Here is a 15,831-nt window from a genome sequence, read left to right as displayed (position 1 = left end):
GAATAGTAATTAGTTTTTCTGCTTGTAAGCGGCGATGGTCTCGTACTTTTGGGTTTTGTAAATTTTCTCTATTTGATTGAACACATAATTTCGAAACGCAAAACCTAAAACACCGGCTGCAGCTACGAATATCAGTCCAACATTAGGAGAAAATAAGTAATAGCCCAAAGTATATAATCCCATTGGAACCAACATTTTTGGTAACGAAATCAACATCGTTTTCATGTTAAAGGCTTGCTTGTCACCAAAGGCTTGTTTGGAAGTGGTTAAGTCGATAGGCGTTTTTACAAAAGCACCGCCAAGCATCACCAAATGCGAATTGACGCCAATGTTAAAAATAGCCCCAACCACAATAATCAAGTAGGTGTGTACTCCGAAATACAGATAAAATGAGGCTAAAATGGTAGAAATTACGGTTCCAATCACCATCAACCACCATTTCGAACTGATGTATTCGCGGTATTGGATGTTTTGACTCATCATCAATTGATAATAAGCGCTGTCCCAACTCGGCACAAACTGCCCGAAAGTGAACAAAAATCCACCCGAAACAAAGACACCGGCAAAGACTTTCATCCACGGATTGTCATAAGATTCTATGGCTTGGGTAAAGAACAATAACCCATAGAAAATGAAGAGACCACTCATAATCAAGGTCATTCTCGAACGCTTATTTCGTTTCAATAATCGAATGTCATTTTTGAGAAAAGTGCCCAAAGTTCCGAATTGGTCTAGCCAAATGAAATTTTCAGTCTTCGCCACATCGCTTTTCTTGGCCAATCCATCGTCGAGATTCAATCGGTTTTTGAAATAACTAAAAGAAAAATAGTAAGTTGTAACCAATAAAATAATGGGAATAAGAAACAGATAAACCGTATCATACATTCCTTGAAAGAAAAGTTTCGAATAAATGGTGAAATCAAAAACACCATAATATTGTGAAGCTGCCAATGCTGCCAATGCTGTCAAAACACTATAAAAAACAACGTTTTTACTATTCACCAAAATATTGATAAAATTATTAGTGTAAATCAAAGCCGTCATTCCTAAGAACCACAAAAATGCTTGGATACCATACCCTTGAACCAATAACACTATAGTAAACGGAATAAAGAAAAAAGCATGCAAGACATTGAAAAAAGAAATGATTGTTTTCCCTAACGAATAATGAACAATTGTACCTCTTTTGATGGGCAAAATCAGCAACGGTTTAATATTAGTCACCGGCATTTTTTGAAGAAAGTATCGAATGATTAAATCGAAAAGCACATAATAAATCATAAATTTATTGATGGTTGCCAATGGCTCCATTCCTTTATCTTTTAGAATAAAAAACACGGCTGTTCCCAATATGGCGAAACAGGCCATAAAGTATAATGCTCCTAATCCCATAATGATTTTCAGAGCTAGATTACTGCCAAAAGAAGCCGAACGAAGAAAAGACTTCCATTCGAGTTTTATGAAATGTTTGAACATAGTTGGTGGTTTAGGTTTTCGAAATTAGTTCTTAAAAATAATAAAATGTTACAAATTAGTTTACAAATTCATATTCAGGATAAGTTTCTTTGAGGTGTTTTTCGGCTTGGGAAGGAATTAAAACCAAGACAATATAAGTTGTTAAACATAATAGCACCAGTAATAAACTGAACAAAATCAAAGACGAATCTGAGTAGTGTTTTCCGTTTAATCGCAAGGCTAATTGTATCGGCAAATTAATTAATCCTGCTAAGGAACTATAGCCAAAAATAATTTCCTTTAACAACCATTTTTTACCTGTTTGGCGCGTATTCTTCTTATTTCTTCTCGAAAGTATGGCTAAACCAATAATAAAAACAACAATCAAAATTCCGAATAACCCTTGAGCTATTTCTAAGCCTTCCTGAAAAAATTTGAGCAGATAAAAGACTATGCCAATGGCCGAAAAAGTACCGATGATTTTTGGAACCGAAAAAAAGACTTTCATTTCATTTAAAACCAATTTATTGTACTTTTTATTCAAAGCTACTTGTCTTTTTTCAACGACCTCCATAAAGCCAAAAACGCCAAATTTTTTGAATTCAATATTTAGTGCTTCCTCAAAAGACAATTTTGGGTTTTGTTGCCATTGTTCCTCTATGGCATTCGCCAAATGATCAACCAATTCGGTTTGCAAATCGTAATATTCCACATAATGTTGGCGCGTGAATGCATAAAGTCTTTCGACTTGTTCGGCGTTGAGTTTCATGTTAAATATAATTAAATCGGTGTTTGTGAAATTTTACTAATTCTTGTATAAAAAAGACAACATATCCTAAGAACAAAAAAGAGGAAATCGTGAGGGTTATTGCTGAAACATCATTGGTTCCAAAAGCAGGCAAAAAGAATAGTTGCAAATAATAAAGGATTAACCATATAGCGCCTGTTTTTTCTATGGCATAGAATCGTTTTTTTAAATAAATATAAAAGTAAAACAACTGAAACAGCACCACACCAATTAGCAGTACAAAAAATAAATTCCTAACGGTAAAATCCTCTGAAAAATAAAGATTCACATCTACATTCTTAAAAAAAATAAACAACAAAACGCCCACACCCAAGCTATATGGTTTGACCAAAAACAACAAAAATTGACGGATAACATCCCAGGAAAAGCTCGAGCGGTTTCTGTTATTTTTGAGAATCTCACTTTTATTTACAACCATGTATTCTTTAAATGCGTCATAGAAATCCTGCTGTCCGGTTGCCATTTTTTGTTCCACTCCAGAAGCAATATGATCAAGCATTTCCTGACGGATATCAATATAAATCACATCACTGTTTTTTAAATAAGTATCTATAAACTGAATGTTCTCTTTTGTTAATTTCATGGCTAGTAGTCTAATTTAGGTTGAACCAAAGTTTGCATGTTTCGTATAAAATCTTCCAATTCCGCTAAACGGTTGATGGTTTCGGCCGAACCTTTTTCTGTAAGCTTATAATATTTTCGCAATCGATTGTCTACATTTTCGACTTCGACTTCTAAAACGCCTTCTGCTTCCAATTTATGCAATGCCGGATACAATGCGCCTTCGGTGATTTTTAGTTCGCCTTTGGTAATGTCTTTTACTTTTTGGGTAATTTCATAACCATACATTCTGCCGTTTTCTTCCAAAAGTTTCATCACTATGGTGGTTAAACTTCCTTTGTATAATTGTGAATTTTTCATTGGCTCTTCATTTTTGAAATTCAAATATACATAAGTTTTTTATATACATAAAATACTTGGGTATAAATAATTATTTTCTCAAAAGTGATACGTTCGTTACCTTTGTCAAAACAAACTTTCATGTCTTCATTCTATAAATTACATATCAAAGAAGTAAAGCGCGAAACACCAAATGCTGTTTCTGTTGCTTTCACTATTCCGGCAGAATTAAAATCAGCATACCAATTCACTGCCGGTCAATACGTTAATCTTAAATTGACCCTTGACGGACAAGAAGTACGTCGTGCTTATTCGGTTTGTTCTTCGCCCAATAGTGGTGAATTGCGCATCGCCATTAAAGCGGTGAAAAGTGGTCACTTTTCTAAATTTGCCAATGACAATTTGAAAGCCGGCGACATTTTAGAAGTCAGCCAACCGGAAGGAAGATTTACTTTTGAACCTTCTTTTTCTAACTTAAAAAACTATGCGGCTTTTGCAGCAGGAAGCGGAATTACACCGGTAATGTCTATCCTAAAATCGGTTTTGGAAAGTGAACCCAATAGCTCTTTTGTATTGGTTTACGGCAATAAAACTCCGGAAGAAACTATCTTTCACGATGAACTTCACGACTTGCAATTGAAATATGTCGGCCGTTTTTTTGTGCATTTTGTATACAGTCAAGCCAAAGTAGAAAACGAACTTTTCGGCCGAATTGAAAAATCAACGGTAAATTTTGTTTTGAATAACAAACACAAAGAAAAAGAGTTTGATAAATTCTATTTATGTGGTCCGGAGGAAATGATTAATTTGGTTTCCAATGTGTTGAAAGAACACAGCATTCCTGAGAAAAACATCAAATTTGAATTGTTCTCCACTTCCACCGCTGCCGAAAATACAACCGCTACTTCGCATGAAGGTCATACCAAAATTACCGTAATGGTAGATGACGAAGAAACCACTTTTGAAATGTCACAAAAACAAACGGTTTTGGAAGCCGCTTTAAAACAAGGCATCGATGCGCCTTATTCTTGCCAAGGCGGCATATGCAGTTCTTGCTTGGCGCGAATTACCAATGGTTCGGCTGAGATGAAAAAGAATTCAATCTTAACTGATGGCGAAATCGCTGACGGATTGATTTTAACTTGTCAAGCGCATCCGACTTCTTCGGAGATTTATGTGGATTTTGATGATGTGTAAAAAAGTTCTCCGTCGCAGTTTCCCGTTTTCAGACTGTTAACTGCGACTGGATACTGTTTACTATTTTCTCAACTGAGATGGTTCTCATGACGTCTTGATAACCTTCTACTTTTTTGTTTCCGTATACCGATGTTGGCAATAACGGATACTTTTCTCTGTCCGAAGTCAGGCAGTTTTCAATCGGTTGGTTGAATGGTTTAAAACCTGCGTAAGGATGCGTGGCGCCCCAAAGTGTGATTACTTTTACGCCTAACATCGCCGCAATATGAGCGTTTCCGGAATCCATGGAAAGCATGAGGTCTAAGTTGGAAATGAGTTGTAATTCTTGATCCAAAGAAAATTTTCCGGCAGCGACAATTACATTTTCTTTAGCTGTGGCCAAACTATTTAATTGGTCTGTTTCTTTTTTTCCACCACCAAAAAGGAAGATTTTATAGTGTTGATTGGTGGCCAATTCATTAACTACTTTTTGCATCAAGTCTAACGGATAAACTTTGCTTTCGTATTGAGCAAATGGCGCAATGCCTATCCATTTATTGTTTTCTTTTCCGCCTGAAACTTTCAAGATTTCATCTGTTAAAATGGCTTTCTCGGGGAAAATCGGATTGGATAAATCAACAAAAAAACCAAGTTCTTTGAAAGTGTCAATATGTCTTTCCACCATTGATTTTACCGGTTGGAAGATTTTGTTTTCAACACGGGTTAAGGCTTTTTTATCGGCTCTGCCTTTGTCGGTGTGCGCCACTTTTTTTCCGTTTAGCACAAATAAATTTCGGAGGACTATAGACCGCAAAACGTTGTGCAAATCGGCAACAGCGTCAATATTTTGTTTTTTTAAATCGGAATACAATTGCAGCAAACCAAGGAAACCTTTGTGTCTGCCTTTCACCTCAACAGCGAAGAAATTTACATTCGGAATTTCGTCAAAAAAAGGTTGGAAAAACGGGCGTGAAACCACTGTAATTGTCACGGTCGGATTTTGCTGGACAAAAGCTCGGATAACCGGAACCGTCATCGCAACATCGCCCATGGCAGACAATCGGATGACGGCTATATGTGTGATTGGGTTTGACAAAAGTTTGTCGTTTTTTATTTTTTGTTTTGGTACAACACCGGATTCAAATCGTCGTCGTTGTACATTTTCATTTGTTTGTACACTTTCATGAACTTGTCACCATTTTCAATATCGGTCAACAAATCATTGATGGAAATAAACATATCACTTTTTTGGTCCAACAATACATTTAGTTTTTCTTGGCATTTGGCTCTGTGTTCGGCCGAAGCTTCTGCGCGAGTAGCTTCTTCGTTCATGTGGTAAATTTTTAGCGCTAAAATAGACAAGCGGTCGATAGCCCAAGCCGGACTTTCGGTGTTGATTTTAGCATTTGGTTTTACTTGAACGTCTTTGTGTTTTTGCAGAAAATAACTATCGATATATTCTACCATATCGGTACGCACTTGGTTTGAAGCATCGATTTTCCTTTTCAAAACCAAAGCCGCAACCGGATCAATATTCGGATCACGAATAATATCTTCGTAGTGCCATTGTACGGTATCAACCCAATTTTTGGCATACAATAAATATTCAATAGTTCCTTTAGTGTAAGGGTTTAACGTTGGTTGATATACATCATCAATAAGGTGGTAATCTTTAATACTTTGTTCGAAAATAGGAAATGCAAATTGTGAAAACATATCGGTAAAATTTATTTCATTTAACTTTGTTCCGTTCGCCTTAACGGCTCGGGTGATAAAATTCGACCTAAAGGTCTCGGGTGCAAAGATAGTTTTTATACTTTTACCATAACATACAAAATTTAAGTCGTCCATGCATATTCATTACATTTCAGAGCAGAATAGTATTCTCAATCATTTTTTGGCCCAAATTCGCGATGTCAACATTCAAAAAGACAGCATGCGTTTTCGAAAAAACATCGAGCGTATTGGCGAAATTATGGCTTATGAATTGAGCAAAACATTGGACTATAAAAATATTGAGGTGCAAACGCCTTTAGGCATTAAACATACAACTACGATTGCTGATCATGTGGTTTTGTGTTCGATACTTCGTGCCGGATTGGCTTTACATACCGGTTTTATGAACATTTTTGACAATGCCGAAAACGGATTTGTTTCTGCTTATCGTCATCATTATGACAATGATGATAAGTTTGATATTTTAGTCGAATACCAAGCTGCACCGTCTTTTGAAAATAAAATTCTAATTTTAATTGACCCAATGTTGGCCACCGGACAATCGATAGTGGCGGTTTTGCACAAATTGCATTTGGAACAAAAACCCAAGGAAATCCACATTGCAGTTGTAATTGCTGCCCCTGAAGGCATTGCTTATTTAGAAAAAAATCTTCCTGATAATTGCCATCTTTGGGTGGCTGCATTAGACGACAAACTCAACGAAAAAAACTACATCATACCCGGTTTGGGTGATGCCGGTGATTTGGCCTATGGGAGTAAATTATAAAGACAGTTGCTTCCTTACGAGCTAAAGTTCGTGTACCTGAAGCCCACTGGGCTCTCCTCTTAATATCAAATGGCAGTAAATTATAACTGAGCAAAAAAGGCAAAAAAGCTTCCTGTGATTAGTAATAACAATACGATTTCCTGATACATTTTGTTTTGGGAATACTCAATATTATTGGTTGTCATCACGGCTAAAGGGAAAAAAGTAAACAACAACATGGCATTATTTTTTTCCGGAGAAAGGATGAAAACTATACTTCCTATCAAAAATCCGAAAATCATTTTCTTATAAGATGCTTGTAAAATTAGTGGTCTGTTGGTTAATGAAAATACCATCGAAAAAAGAAAATACAAAGCTATAACCACATAAAAAGAAAGCGCTGCATTTTGGTAATTATTAGTAAAATAATCGAGTTCGAAATGGGTTTGGGTTTGTTTTAAAATATGGTCAATCCAAGTCTTGTCAAAATATAAAGCGGCCAACAGAAACACTACCGTTGTGGTCACAAAAGCCACAAAAGGCAATAGCCAATTGCGATAATCTCTCGAAACATGAAAAATAATCGAAATGTAAACTAATAGGATAAAAAGAATACTCCAAAAATGAAACAAACTCGCTATGAAAATCCACATCGAGGCATCAAATATTTTTTCTTTAGGTGCTTTTAGAGTTTGTAGAGAAATCAATCTTCTCATGGCTAACAGCAGAAAAAAATTGGCAAACAACAAATTAGAATGGTTAAATACAACCGGAAAAAGCAATAAAAACAATAGAAAAAATAAAATAGTGTAACTGCTTGCTTTTGTGAGTCCGTTTTTCTTAACAATAAAATTGACCAAAAAAAAGGACGTTAGTATAAGTATGATGGATAGCAAATTAGCCGTTAAAGTATTGTCTGCCATTTTGTTGCCCAAATCACTATTTTGGAAAATAAAAAAGGAGACCAATACTAAAATTGTAATCAAGCCATAATTAAGAATACTCGATTTTTTAAAAATGCTTGTTATCATGAGGATATTTTATACATTTGTGGTGTAAATATAACATTTTATAAAATGAAAGCATTTTTTGAAGGCATTCAAACTTTATTCGTAGACTTTTTATTCAAACCATTAGATTGGTTGCGTTCCTTAGAATTGAGTAATTGGTGGTTAGCTAACATTGTTAGTTGGACGTTAATTATTGTTTGTAGCTACTATATCGTTTACTGGTGTAAAGAATTGAAAAAGCACCAAGACAACAACGAAGAAAACCAAGATACAACGGCTCATTCTTTCTTAAGCTAGATCGAATCCGATATCTTTTCTAAAATACATCTTATCAAAATGTAGCTTGTCTATATTTTGGTAAGATTTTTTTATGGCTTCTTGAAAGTTATTTCCAAAAGAAGTAACTGCCAGTACTCTTCCACCGTTGGTTACTACTTTACCATTTTCTAATTTAGTTCCGGCATGAAAAACGATAGAATCATCTACGTATTCCATTCCGGTGATTTCAAAACCTTTGTTGTAGTCTTCGGGATATCCGCCGGATACCACCATGATAGTGGTCGCGCTTCTTGGGTCAATTTCTAAAGTCACTTCATCCAGTTTTTGATTGGCAACTGCCTGAAATAATTCTACCAAATCTGACTGGATTCTTGGCATCACAACTTCGGTTTCCGGATCGCCCATTCTCACGTTATACTCGATAACCATAGGTTCCCCTTTCACAATAATAAGTCCGATGAAAATAAATCCTTTGTATTCAATTCCGTCTTTTTGTAAACCATCTACTGTTGGTTTAACAATCCTGGTCTCTATTTTTTCTAATAAAACTTCATCTGCAAAAGGCACGGGGGAAACAGCTCCCATACCTCCGGTATTCAATCCGGTGTCGCCTTCTCCTATTCTTTTGTAATCTTTGGCGGTGGGTAACATTTTATAATTTTTACCGTCTGTCAAAACAAAGCAGCTTAACTCAATTCCATCCAAAAATTCTTCGATAACTACTTTTGAACTGGCGGTACCAAATTTGGCATGAACCAACATATTGCGCAATTCGGTTTTGGCTTCAGCTAAATCGTTAAGAATTAAAACCCCTTTTCCGGCAGCCAATCCATCTGCTTTTAAAACATAAGGCGGTTGGAGTGTCTCTAAAAAATTACATCCTCTTTCAACCGATTCTGATGTAAAACTGTCGTAGGCAGCAGTAGGAATTTTGTGTTTGATTAAAAATTCTTTGGCAAACTCTTTACTTCCTTCTAATTGTGCACCCACTTTGGATGGTCCAATTACCGGAATATGGTTAATCGCCTTATCATTTTTAAAAAAATCATAAATTCCGTGTACCAAAGGGTCTTCCGGCCCAACAACCACCATGTCAATGTTTTCTTTTAACACAAAATCTTTTATGCTGTCAAAATCAATTGGACTGATAGAAACATTAGTTGCTATAAATGAAGTTCCGGCATTTCCGGGAGCTACAAAAAGTTGATTGCAAGTTGGGCTTTTTAGCATTTTATAGGCAAGGGCATGCTCTCTTCCTCCGGAGCCAAGTAGTAAAATTGTCATTTGATGTTGTTGTGTGTTGTGTTAAAAGTATACAAAAATACAAGTATTCTTTTTTTGTAGCCTATTTTTATCTAATTTAGTACAAAATAAAAAACAATTTTATTATGAAAAAATTTCTACTTTCTTTTTCCTTGGTTTTTGTAGGTTTAACCTTAAACGCACAATCTTGGACAAGTCAAGCAACTGGTTTTGATAACATCAGCAGAGGACTTTCAGAAATTCATATAGTGAATCCAACTACTGTATGGGCATTGGCTTATGATGGCGTAAGCGCTTCAAATGTAATTCAAGAGTTTACTAAAACTACTGATGGAGGAATAACTTGGACGCCTGGAACTATCAATGTTGGCGACCCAACTTTGACCATTAACAATATTGCACCAATTAGTGCTACTACAGCTTGGGTAAGTGCATTGACTCCAACCATTGGAAACAACGGTGTTATTTATAAAACTACTAATGGTGGTGCAACTTGGCAACAACAAAACATTGGTACTTTTAATGCCGCGACTTCATTTATAAATGGGGTTCATTTTTTTGATGCTAACAATGGGGTTTCTTTTGGAGATGCTGTTGCGGGCGAATTCGAGATTTACACCACTGCTGATGGTGGAGAAACATGGGATCCCGTACCGGGTGCAAATATCCCAAATCCTTTGGGTTCAGGAGCAACAATTGAGTATGGTTACAATGGCGGAAACGTAACTATTGGCAATACTATTTGGTTGGTTACCAACAAAGGAAGAATTTTAAAATCTTCAGACATGGGACTTACTTGGACCGCTTCACAAGCTCCTGTAACTGATTTTGCAGGAACTGCTCAAAGTGCTAGATTGACAATGAGTTCGCTTACTAATGGCTGTTTATTAAAAACGGCAGGAACTACTTATACTTTCTATACCACCACTGACGGTGGTGCTACTTGGTCTGCAGGAACTCCTTTTACTGGTGCTTACAGAGTCTTATCTTATGTTCCGGGAACTACAACATTAGTAGCTACATCTGCAGGAAATCCTTCAGGTTCTGCCTATAGTACTAACAATGGTACAACTTGGACGACAATCGATTCAGGAGCTCAAAGAGGTATTGTTTCATTTTTTGATGGCTCAACAGGTTGGTGTGCAGGATTTAATGAAGATCCATTTACAGGTGGTATTTTCAAATTCACCGGAACTTTGTCTAATGATAATTTCAATACAACCAAATTCAAAGTATATCCAAATCCGGCTACTTCATTAGTAAATTTACAAACTGAAGGGTTAGATTCATACACTTTAAAAGTTACCGATTTATCGGGTAAAGTAATGGTAACAAGAGAATTCAACGGTGTTGAGAACACTATAGACATTTCTAGTTATGCTTCTGGAGTTTATTTCTTTGAAATTAATTCAGGTAACAAATCAGAAACTATTAAAATTATAAAAAATTAATACTAATAAAATAGTATTTTTAAGGGCTGACATTTGTTAGCCCTTTTTTTTGCTTTTATGTTCCATATATTCGACTTATCGCTTCAACTCAACGGCTATCCCATGAAGGATGCCCGTCGGGAATTTGAAAAAATTCAATCCCTATCGCAAGCCGAATACGAAGATTATGTGATTAAAAGAAAAAATGAAATTGTTGCTTTTCACTTTAAAAACAATGCTTCTTATAAAAAATTGGTTGGAGAAACCATCCCCGATGCCTGGCATAAACTTCCGATAATGACCAAAAGAGATTTTCAAAAACCATTAGCAGAAAGACTTTCCAATGGCTATAATCTCAAAAATGTTTATGTCAATAAAACTTCCGGTTCAAGTGGTGATCCTTTTGTTTTTGCTAAAGACAAATTCTCTCACGCTTTGACTTGGGTCAATATTTTTAATCGTTTTGGCTGGTTTGGAATAGATTTCAATTCGTCTTTACAAGCCCGTTTTTATGGCATTCCATTAGATTTTTTGGGCTACAAAAAAGAGCGTTTCAAAGACTTTTTAGGCCATCGTTATCGTTTTCCTATTTTTGATTTATCGGATAAGGTTTTGGAAACCGTTCTTTCAAAATTCAAACAAAAGCGCTTCGATTATATAAACGGTTATACGAGTTCCATCGTGTTATTTGCCAAATTCTTGGAACAAAAAAACATCGTTTTAAAAACCGTTTGTCCCACTTTAAAATGCTGTATCGTTACTTCGGAAATGTTATTTGATGACGATAAGCTTTTACTTGAAAAACAATTTGGCGTTTCTGTTGTGAATGAATACGGCGCTTCTGAGTTGGACTTGATTGCTTTCCAAAACCCTCAAGGCGAATGGCAGGTGAATTCTGAAACTTTATTGGTAGAAATTGTAGACGAAAATGATACTGTTTTGCCGAATGGAAAAGAAGGCCGTATTGTAATTACGTCTCTATACAACAAAGCACATCCTTTCATTCGATATGATATTGGCGATGTTGGTGTTTTGGACGAGAAAAGTACTTTCAGAAAACCAATCCTGAAAAAGTTAATCGGAAGAACCAATGACGTAGCTCTTTTGCCAAGCGGTAAAAAATCTCCGGGATTGACTTTTTATTACGTAACCAAAAGCATTATCGAAGACGATGGAAATGTAAAAGAATTTGTCATTAAACAAACGAAAATCGATACTTTTGATATTGAATACGTAAGTCGAATCGAATTAACATCGGCGCAAATAAAAAAAATAGAAAAAGCCATATCAACCTATTTGGAAAGTGGTTTGACTTTCAGATTCACTCGAAAAGAAAAATTAGAAAGAAGCAAAAGCGGCAAATTAAAGCAGTTTGTTTCGATAGTAAATAATTTATGAAAATCACCATAATCGCAGGCGCCAGGCCCAATTTTATCAAAATCGCTCCCCTCATTAAAGCGATTGAGAAAAAGCAAACCGAAGGATCAAAAATTTCCTATCGGTTGGTTCATACCGGTCAACACTATGACAAAAACCTCAGCGATACCTTTTTTGAAGAACTGAATATTCCGCAACCGGATGCCAATTTGGAGGTGAAAAGCGGTTCACAAGCCGAACAAACTGCGGCCATTATGATTGCCTTTGAAAAAGAATTAATCCAAAATCCGTGTGATTTGGTTTTGGTTGTAGGCGATGTCAATTCGACCATGGCATGTGCTATCGTGGCCAAAAAAAGCAACGTAAAAGTGGCACATGTTGAAGCCGGAATTCGCTCGGGAGACATGACCATGCCGGAGGAAATCAACCGAATAGTTACGGACAGTATTACCGATTATTTCTTCACCACTTCAACAACCGCAACGGATAATTTAATTGAATATGGCGCCGAAGTTTCCAATATTCACTTTGTCGGCAATGTGATGATTGACACTTTATATCAAAATTTGAATAGAATTTTAGCTCCTACATTTTGGGATAATTTTGGTTTAGCTAAAGGCAATTATATCATCCTAACTTTACATCGTCCCGCGAATGTTGATGAAGAAAAATCGTTGATTGCCTTACTGCAAGGTATTGATAAAATGGTTGGTGACCAGAAAATAGTTTTCCCCATTCACCCGCGTACAAAAGCTATTTTGGGCGAAAACAAATTGGACCTGAAAAATACAATTTTGGTAGAACCCCAAGGCTATTTGAATTTCATGTTTCTAATTAAAAACAGTTTTGCGGTGATAACGGATTCAGGCGGAATTTCTGAAGAAACTACCGTTTTAAACATTCCTTGTTTTACCATGCGCAACAATACCGAAAGACCGGAAACGCAAACTATCGGCACCAATACTTTGGTGGGAACTTCAATTGAAAATCTGGAAAAAGTATATGCGGAATTTCTCCTTAACGGACCAAGAAAAGCTGGAATTCCGGAGCTATGGGACGGATGCGCCTCAGAGCGAATTATCGAGATACTTTTAAAAAAATAATGGAAGAAATTCTAATCATATCCAATTATTATCCGCCCGAAAAAGGCGCTGCTGCCAACAGAATTGAGCAGTTAGCCTTGAAATTACATCAAAATAATTATACCGTTTCCGTGGTTTGTCCGTTGGGAAATTATCCGAAAGGCGAATTGTTTCCGGAATACAAAGGAAAATTCTCAGTATCCGAAAACCGGGAGAATATCACCGTAAAAAGGCTATGGATTTTTCCGAGTGTGAGTAAAAATATTTTGGTTAGAATCGTTTCCATATTGTCTTTTTCGATGAGTTTGTTCTTTTATTTACTGTTAAAAAAAACGCCGAAAAAAGTGGTGGTTCAATCGCCTCCTTTATTGCTTTCCTTTATTTCGGTTTTAGTGCTTTCGCTTAAAAATAAAAAAATAATTCTCAATGTATCCGATTTGTGGCCCTTGGCTGCCATTGAACTCGAAGCATTGAAAAGTGGTTCTTTTTCCCATAAAATATCGTTATACTTTGAGCGTTATATTTATAAAAAAGCTACGTTGATTTTGGGCCAATCGAATGAAATTATAACCCACATAAAAACCATTTACCCTGAAAAAGAGTGTTTTTTATATCGAAATTATCCCGACCATCAAGTAAATGAAATAGATTTGAAAACCACAGAAAATCAACCCTTAAAAATATTTTATGCCGGCTTGTTAGGTGTTGCTCAAGGCGTATTGGAACTGTGTGAAAAAATCGAACTAAAAGAGTTAAACATCGAATTGCATCTGTATGGTGATGGTGCTGAAAAAAATCAAATTGAATCGCTTATTTCAAACCAAAAAGAACCAAAAATATTCTTCCACGGCATGATGGAACGAAATGCGTTGCATGAAACTTTAAAAACTTTTGACATAGCCATTGTACCTTTAAAAACCAGAATTTACGGTTCGGTTCCTTCTAAAATTTTTGAATATGGTTCGTTAGGATTTCCCATCCTTTATTTTGGCGGTGGCGAAGGAGAAACCATTGTACAAGAACATGATTTAGGTTGGGTTGCTAAAGTGGAAGATTTTCAGGATTTAAACCAAAAACTGATTGCCATCTCTAAGTTGGGTAAAAGAGATTTGGATGTAATGAAGAATCGTATTTTTAATACTGCCCAAACCGCTTTTCATTTGGACAACCAAATCAAGGATTTGATTTCGAAAAAGGTTTTCTAATAAGCCTTTTCTTCTCCTTTGAAGATGTTTATTACGGTTTGGAAAATGATTTTTAAATCCATGATAATCGACCAATTTTCAATGTAAAAAACATCCAATTTGATTCGGTTCACCATGTCTTCTTCGGTTTCAATTTCACCTCTGAATCCTTTGACTTGTGCCAATCCGGTAATTCCGGGTTTTACATAATGGCGAACCATGTACTTTTTAATTTTACTCGCGTAGGCTTTGTTCTGAGACCATAAGTGCGGTCTTGGACCAACTACTGACATATCGCCTAATAATACATTGAAAAACTGTGGTAATTCGTCCATACTGGTTTTTCTCATCAGTTTACCCATTCTGGTAACTCTTGGATCATTTTTAGAGGCTTCTTTTTCGGTAAATCCATTGACTTGCATGGAACGAAATTTATAACAGAAGAATTCTTCTTCATCCAATCCCGGTCTTCCTTGTTTAAAAAACACTGGGCCTTTTGATTCTAGTTTGATTAAAATGGCCAAAACTGGAATCAGCCACGATAGGATAAAAACAATCACACACAAAGAAAATACCACGTCAAATGCACGCTTAAAACCTTTGATTAAAGGATTGTGCAGTTGTGTTTTTTGTAATGAAAGTACGGGGAATAATTCGTAATAATCGACTTTTAAATTTTTGGAAAATATTTCTTTGGTGTCGGGAATGAATTTGATGGCCTTTTTGTTATCGTCGGCAAATTCGACTAACTCTTTTAGTTTTTCGTTTGAAATTTCATTTAAGGAACAATAAATTTCATCGATTTTATTTTCAATAGTATACATTTTCAGCTCATCGATTTTTCCTAAAATTTCCGGATTTTGTTTCTTATCCGAAAAAAAACCATAAAATCGGTAACCGTAATCTTTTCTGTTTTCAAATACTTCTTTAAGTCGAATTGCTTCCGGTGTATAGCCAATAATAACAGCATTTCTAAAGTTACTTCCCGTTACAATTCTGTACTTCTTTAAGTAAAAAAACAGAAAATATTTAAATGTTAGTATAATAACAAAACTTAAAGTGATAAAGATGGCAATAGCTTTCCCACTGAAAATAGCCGTTTTGGCAAAAGGAAAGAAAGCAATAACTACGAGCAAGAACAGACTGAATTGTTTGACCAATTTGGAGATAATCTCTACCGGAGTTGTAAACCTAAAAACCTCGTAATATTTTACTATAACAGCAATCAGAAACCAAGTAAACGTTTGGTACAAGAAATAGTAATATATATTAAGTTTCAATTCTCTAAAGAAATACAAACTTAATGATGTTACCACCATCAGATCGAATAAAATACTTATCGGTCTAATATATTTTGAATATCTTCCTGTTTGCTGTGCAACCAT

General features: G+C 35.7%; 16 protein-coding genes. 7 read left to right on the top strand and 9 right to left on the bottom strand.

The window, feature by feature from the left end; genetic code table 11:
• Nucleotides 1-9: 9 nt before the first annotated feature.
• From ICG50_RS01725 to ICG50_RS01710, 4 genes are read right to left on the bottom strand one after another with little or no spacing between them, the layout of a single operon-like run.
• A complete protein-coding gene (locus ICG50_RS01725) occupies nt 10-1,476 on the bottom strand; it encodes a DUF5687 family protein (RefSeq protein ID WP_187659187.1) in 1,467 nt (488 codons plus the stop codon).
• Between the two features lie 55 nt (nt 1,477-1,531).
• The gene (locus ICG50_RS01720; protein WP_187659186.1) at nt 1,532-2,224 is read right to left on the bottom strand and encodes a hypothetical protein; all 693 of its coding nucleotides are present in this window, start codon (nt 2,222-2,224) and stop codon (nt 1,532-1,534) included.
• 1 nt (nt 2,225) lies between these two features.
• Nucleotides 2,226-2,846: a hypothetical protein gene (locus tag ICG50_RS01715; RefSeq protein WP_187659185.1), complete on the bottom strand. Its 621-nt coding sequence runs from the start codon at nt 2,844-2,846 to the stop codon at nt 2,226-2,228.
• A gap of 2 nt (nt 2,847-2,848) precedes the next feature.
• A complete protein-coding gene (locus ICG50_RS01710; RefSeq protein ID WP_187659184.1) occupies nt 2,849-3,184 on the bottom strand; it encodes a PadR family transcriptional regulator in 336 nt (111 codons plus the stop codon).
• 120 nt (nt 3,185-3,304) lie between these two features.
• On the opposite strand from ICG50_RS01710, the gene ICG50_RS01705 reads away from it, so the two are divergent.
• Nucleotides 3,305-4,360 carry a ferredoxin--NADP reductase gene (locus tag ICG50_RS01705; RefSeq protein WP_187659183.1) on the top strand — a complete coding sequence of 352 codons (1,056 nt, stop codon included), beginning with the start codon at nt 3,305-3,307 and terminating at the stop codon, nt 4,358-4,360.
• A 28-nt stretch (nt 4,361-4,388) separates the two neighbouring features.
• On the opposite strand, the gene ICG50_RS01700 is transcribed toward ICG50_RS01705, so the two are convergent.
• Both ICG50_RS01700 and ICG50_RS01695 read right to left on the bottom strand, forming a co-directional pair.
• Entirely contained in the window at nt 4,389-5,390 is a 1,002-nt protein-coding gene (locus ICG50_RS01700) for a glycosyltransferase family 9 protein (RefSeq protein WP_187659606.1), read from the bottom strand.
• Nucleotides 5,391-5,449: 59 nt separating this feature from the next.
• Entirely contained in the window at nt 5,450-6,055 is a 606-nt protein-coding gene (locus tag ICG50_RS01695) for a DUF4254 domain-containing protein (RefSeq protein WP_187659182.1), read from the bottom strand.
• Nucleotides 6,056-6,188: 133 nt separating this feature from the next.
• Here ICG50_RS01695 and upp point away from each other — a divergent pair, with 133 nt between their 5' ends.
• Nucleotides 6,189-6,842 carry a uracil phosphoribosyltransferase gene (upp, locus tag ICG50_RS01690; protein ID WP_187659181.1) on the top strand — a complete coding sequence of 218 codons (654 nt, stop codon included), beginning with the start codon at nt 6,189-6,191 and terminating at the stop codon, nt 6,840-6,842.
• A gap of 80 nt (nt 6,843-6,922) precedes the next feature.
• Here upp and ICG50_RS01685 read toward each other — a convergent pair whose 3' ends face one another.
• Nucleotides 6,923-7,852, bottom strand: a complete 930-nt coding sequence (locus tag ICG50_RS01685) for a DUF6427 family protein (RefSeq protein WP_187659180.1) — start codon at nt 7,850-7,852, stop codon at nt 6,923-6,925.
• Nucleotides 7,853-7,897: 45 nt separating this feature from the next.
• On the opposite strand from ICG50_RS01685, the gene ICG50_RS01680 reads away from it, so the two are divergent.
• On the top strand, nt 7,898-8,128 hold the full coding sequence (locus ICG50_RS01680) for a DUF6341 family protein (protein WP_187659179.1): 231 nt from the start codon (nt 7,898-7,900) through the stop codon (nt 8,126-8,128).
• Here ICG50_RS01680 and purD read toward each other — a convergent pair.
• Nucleotides 8,120-9,394, bottom strand: coding sequence for a phosphoribosylamine--glycine ligase (gene purD / locus ICG50_RS01675; protein ID WP_187659178.1), 1,275 nt, complete (start codon nt 9,392-9,394; stop codon nt 8,120-8,122). The genes ICG50_RS01680 and purD overlap by 9 nt on opposite strands.
• Nucleotides 9,395-9,498: 104 nt before the next feature.
• Between purD and ICG50_RS01670 the strand changes: the two genes are divergently transcribed.
• From ICG50_RS01670 to ICG50_RS01655, 4 genes are read left to right on the top strand one after another with little or no spacing between them, the layout of a single operon-like run.
• Nucleotides 9,499-10,824: a T9SS type A sorting domain-containing protein gene (locus ICG50_RS01670; RefSeq protein WP_187659177.1), complete on the top strand. Its 1,326-nt coding sequence runs from the start codon at nt 9,499-9,501 to the stop codon at nt 10,822-10,824.
• Nucleotides 10,825-10,881: 57 nt separating this feature from the next.
• The gene (locus ICG50_RS01665) at nt 10,882-12,201 is read left to right on the top strand and encodes a phenylacetate--CoA ligase family protein (protein ID WP_187659176.1); all 1,320 of its coding nucleotides are present in this window, start codon (nt 10,882-10,884) and stop codon (nt 12,199-12,201) included.
• Nucleotides 12,198-13,283, top strand: a complete 1,086-nt coding sequence (gene wecB / locus ICG50_RS01660) for a non-hydrolyzing UDP-N-acetylglucosamine 2-epimerase (RefSeq protein ID WP_187659175.1) — start codon at nt 12,198-12,200, stop codon at nt 13,281-13,283. The genes ICG50_RS01665 and wecB overlap by 4 nt, the downstream gene beginning before the upstream one ends.
• The gene (locus ICG50_RS01655; protein ID WP_187659174.1) at nt 13,283-14,467 is read left to right on the top strand and encodes a glycosyltransferase family 4 protein; all 1,185 of its coding nucleotides are present in this window, start codon (nt 13,283-13,285) and stop codon (nt 14,465-14,467) included. The genes wecB and ICG50_RS01655 overlap by 1 nt, the downstream gene beginning before the upstream one ends.
• Here the strand turns inward: ICG50_RS01655 and ICG50_RS01650 are convergent.
• Nucleotides 14,464-15,831 (bottom strand): undecaprenyl-phosphate glucose phosphotransferase, encoded by a 1,368-nt coding sequence (locus tag ICG50_RS01650; RefSeq protein ID WP_187659173.1) that lies wholly within the window; start codon nt 15,829-15,831, stop codon nt 14,464-14,466. The genes ICG50_RS01655 and ICG50_RS01650 overlap by 4 nt on opposite strands.

The organism is Flavobacterium buctense (genome assembly GCF_014486695.1).
In the GTDB taxonomy this organism is placed as follows: domain Bacteria; phylum Bacteroidota; class Bacteroidia; order Flavobacteriales; family Flavobacteriaceae; genus Flavobacterium; species Flavobacterium buctense.
Note: the sequence above shows the minus strand (reverse complement) of the source record. Positions and strands in the feature narration are given on the sequence as shown.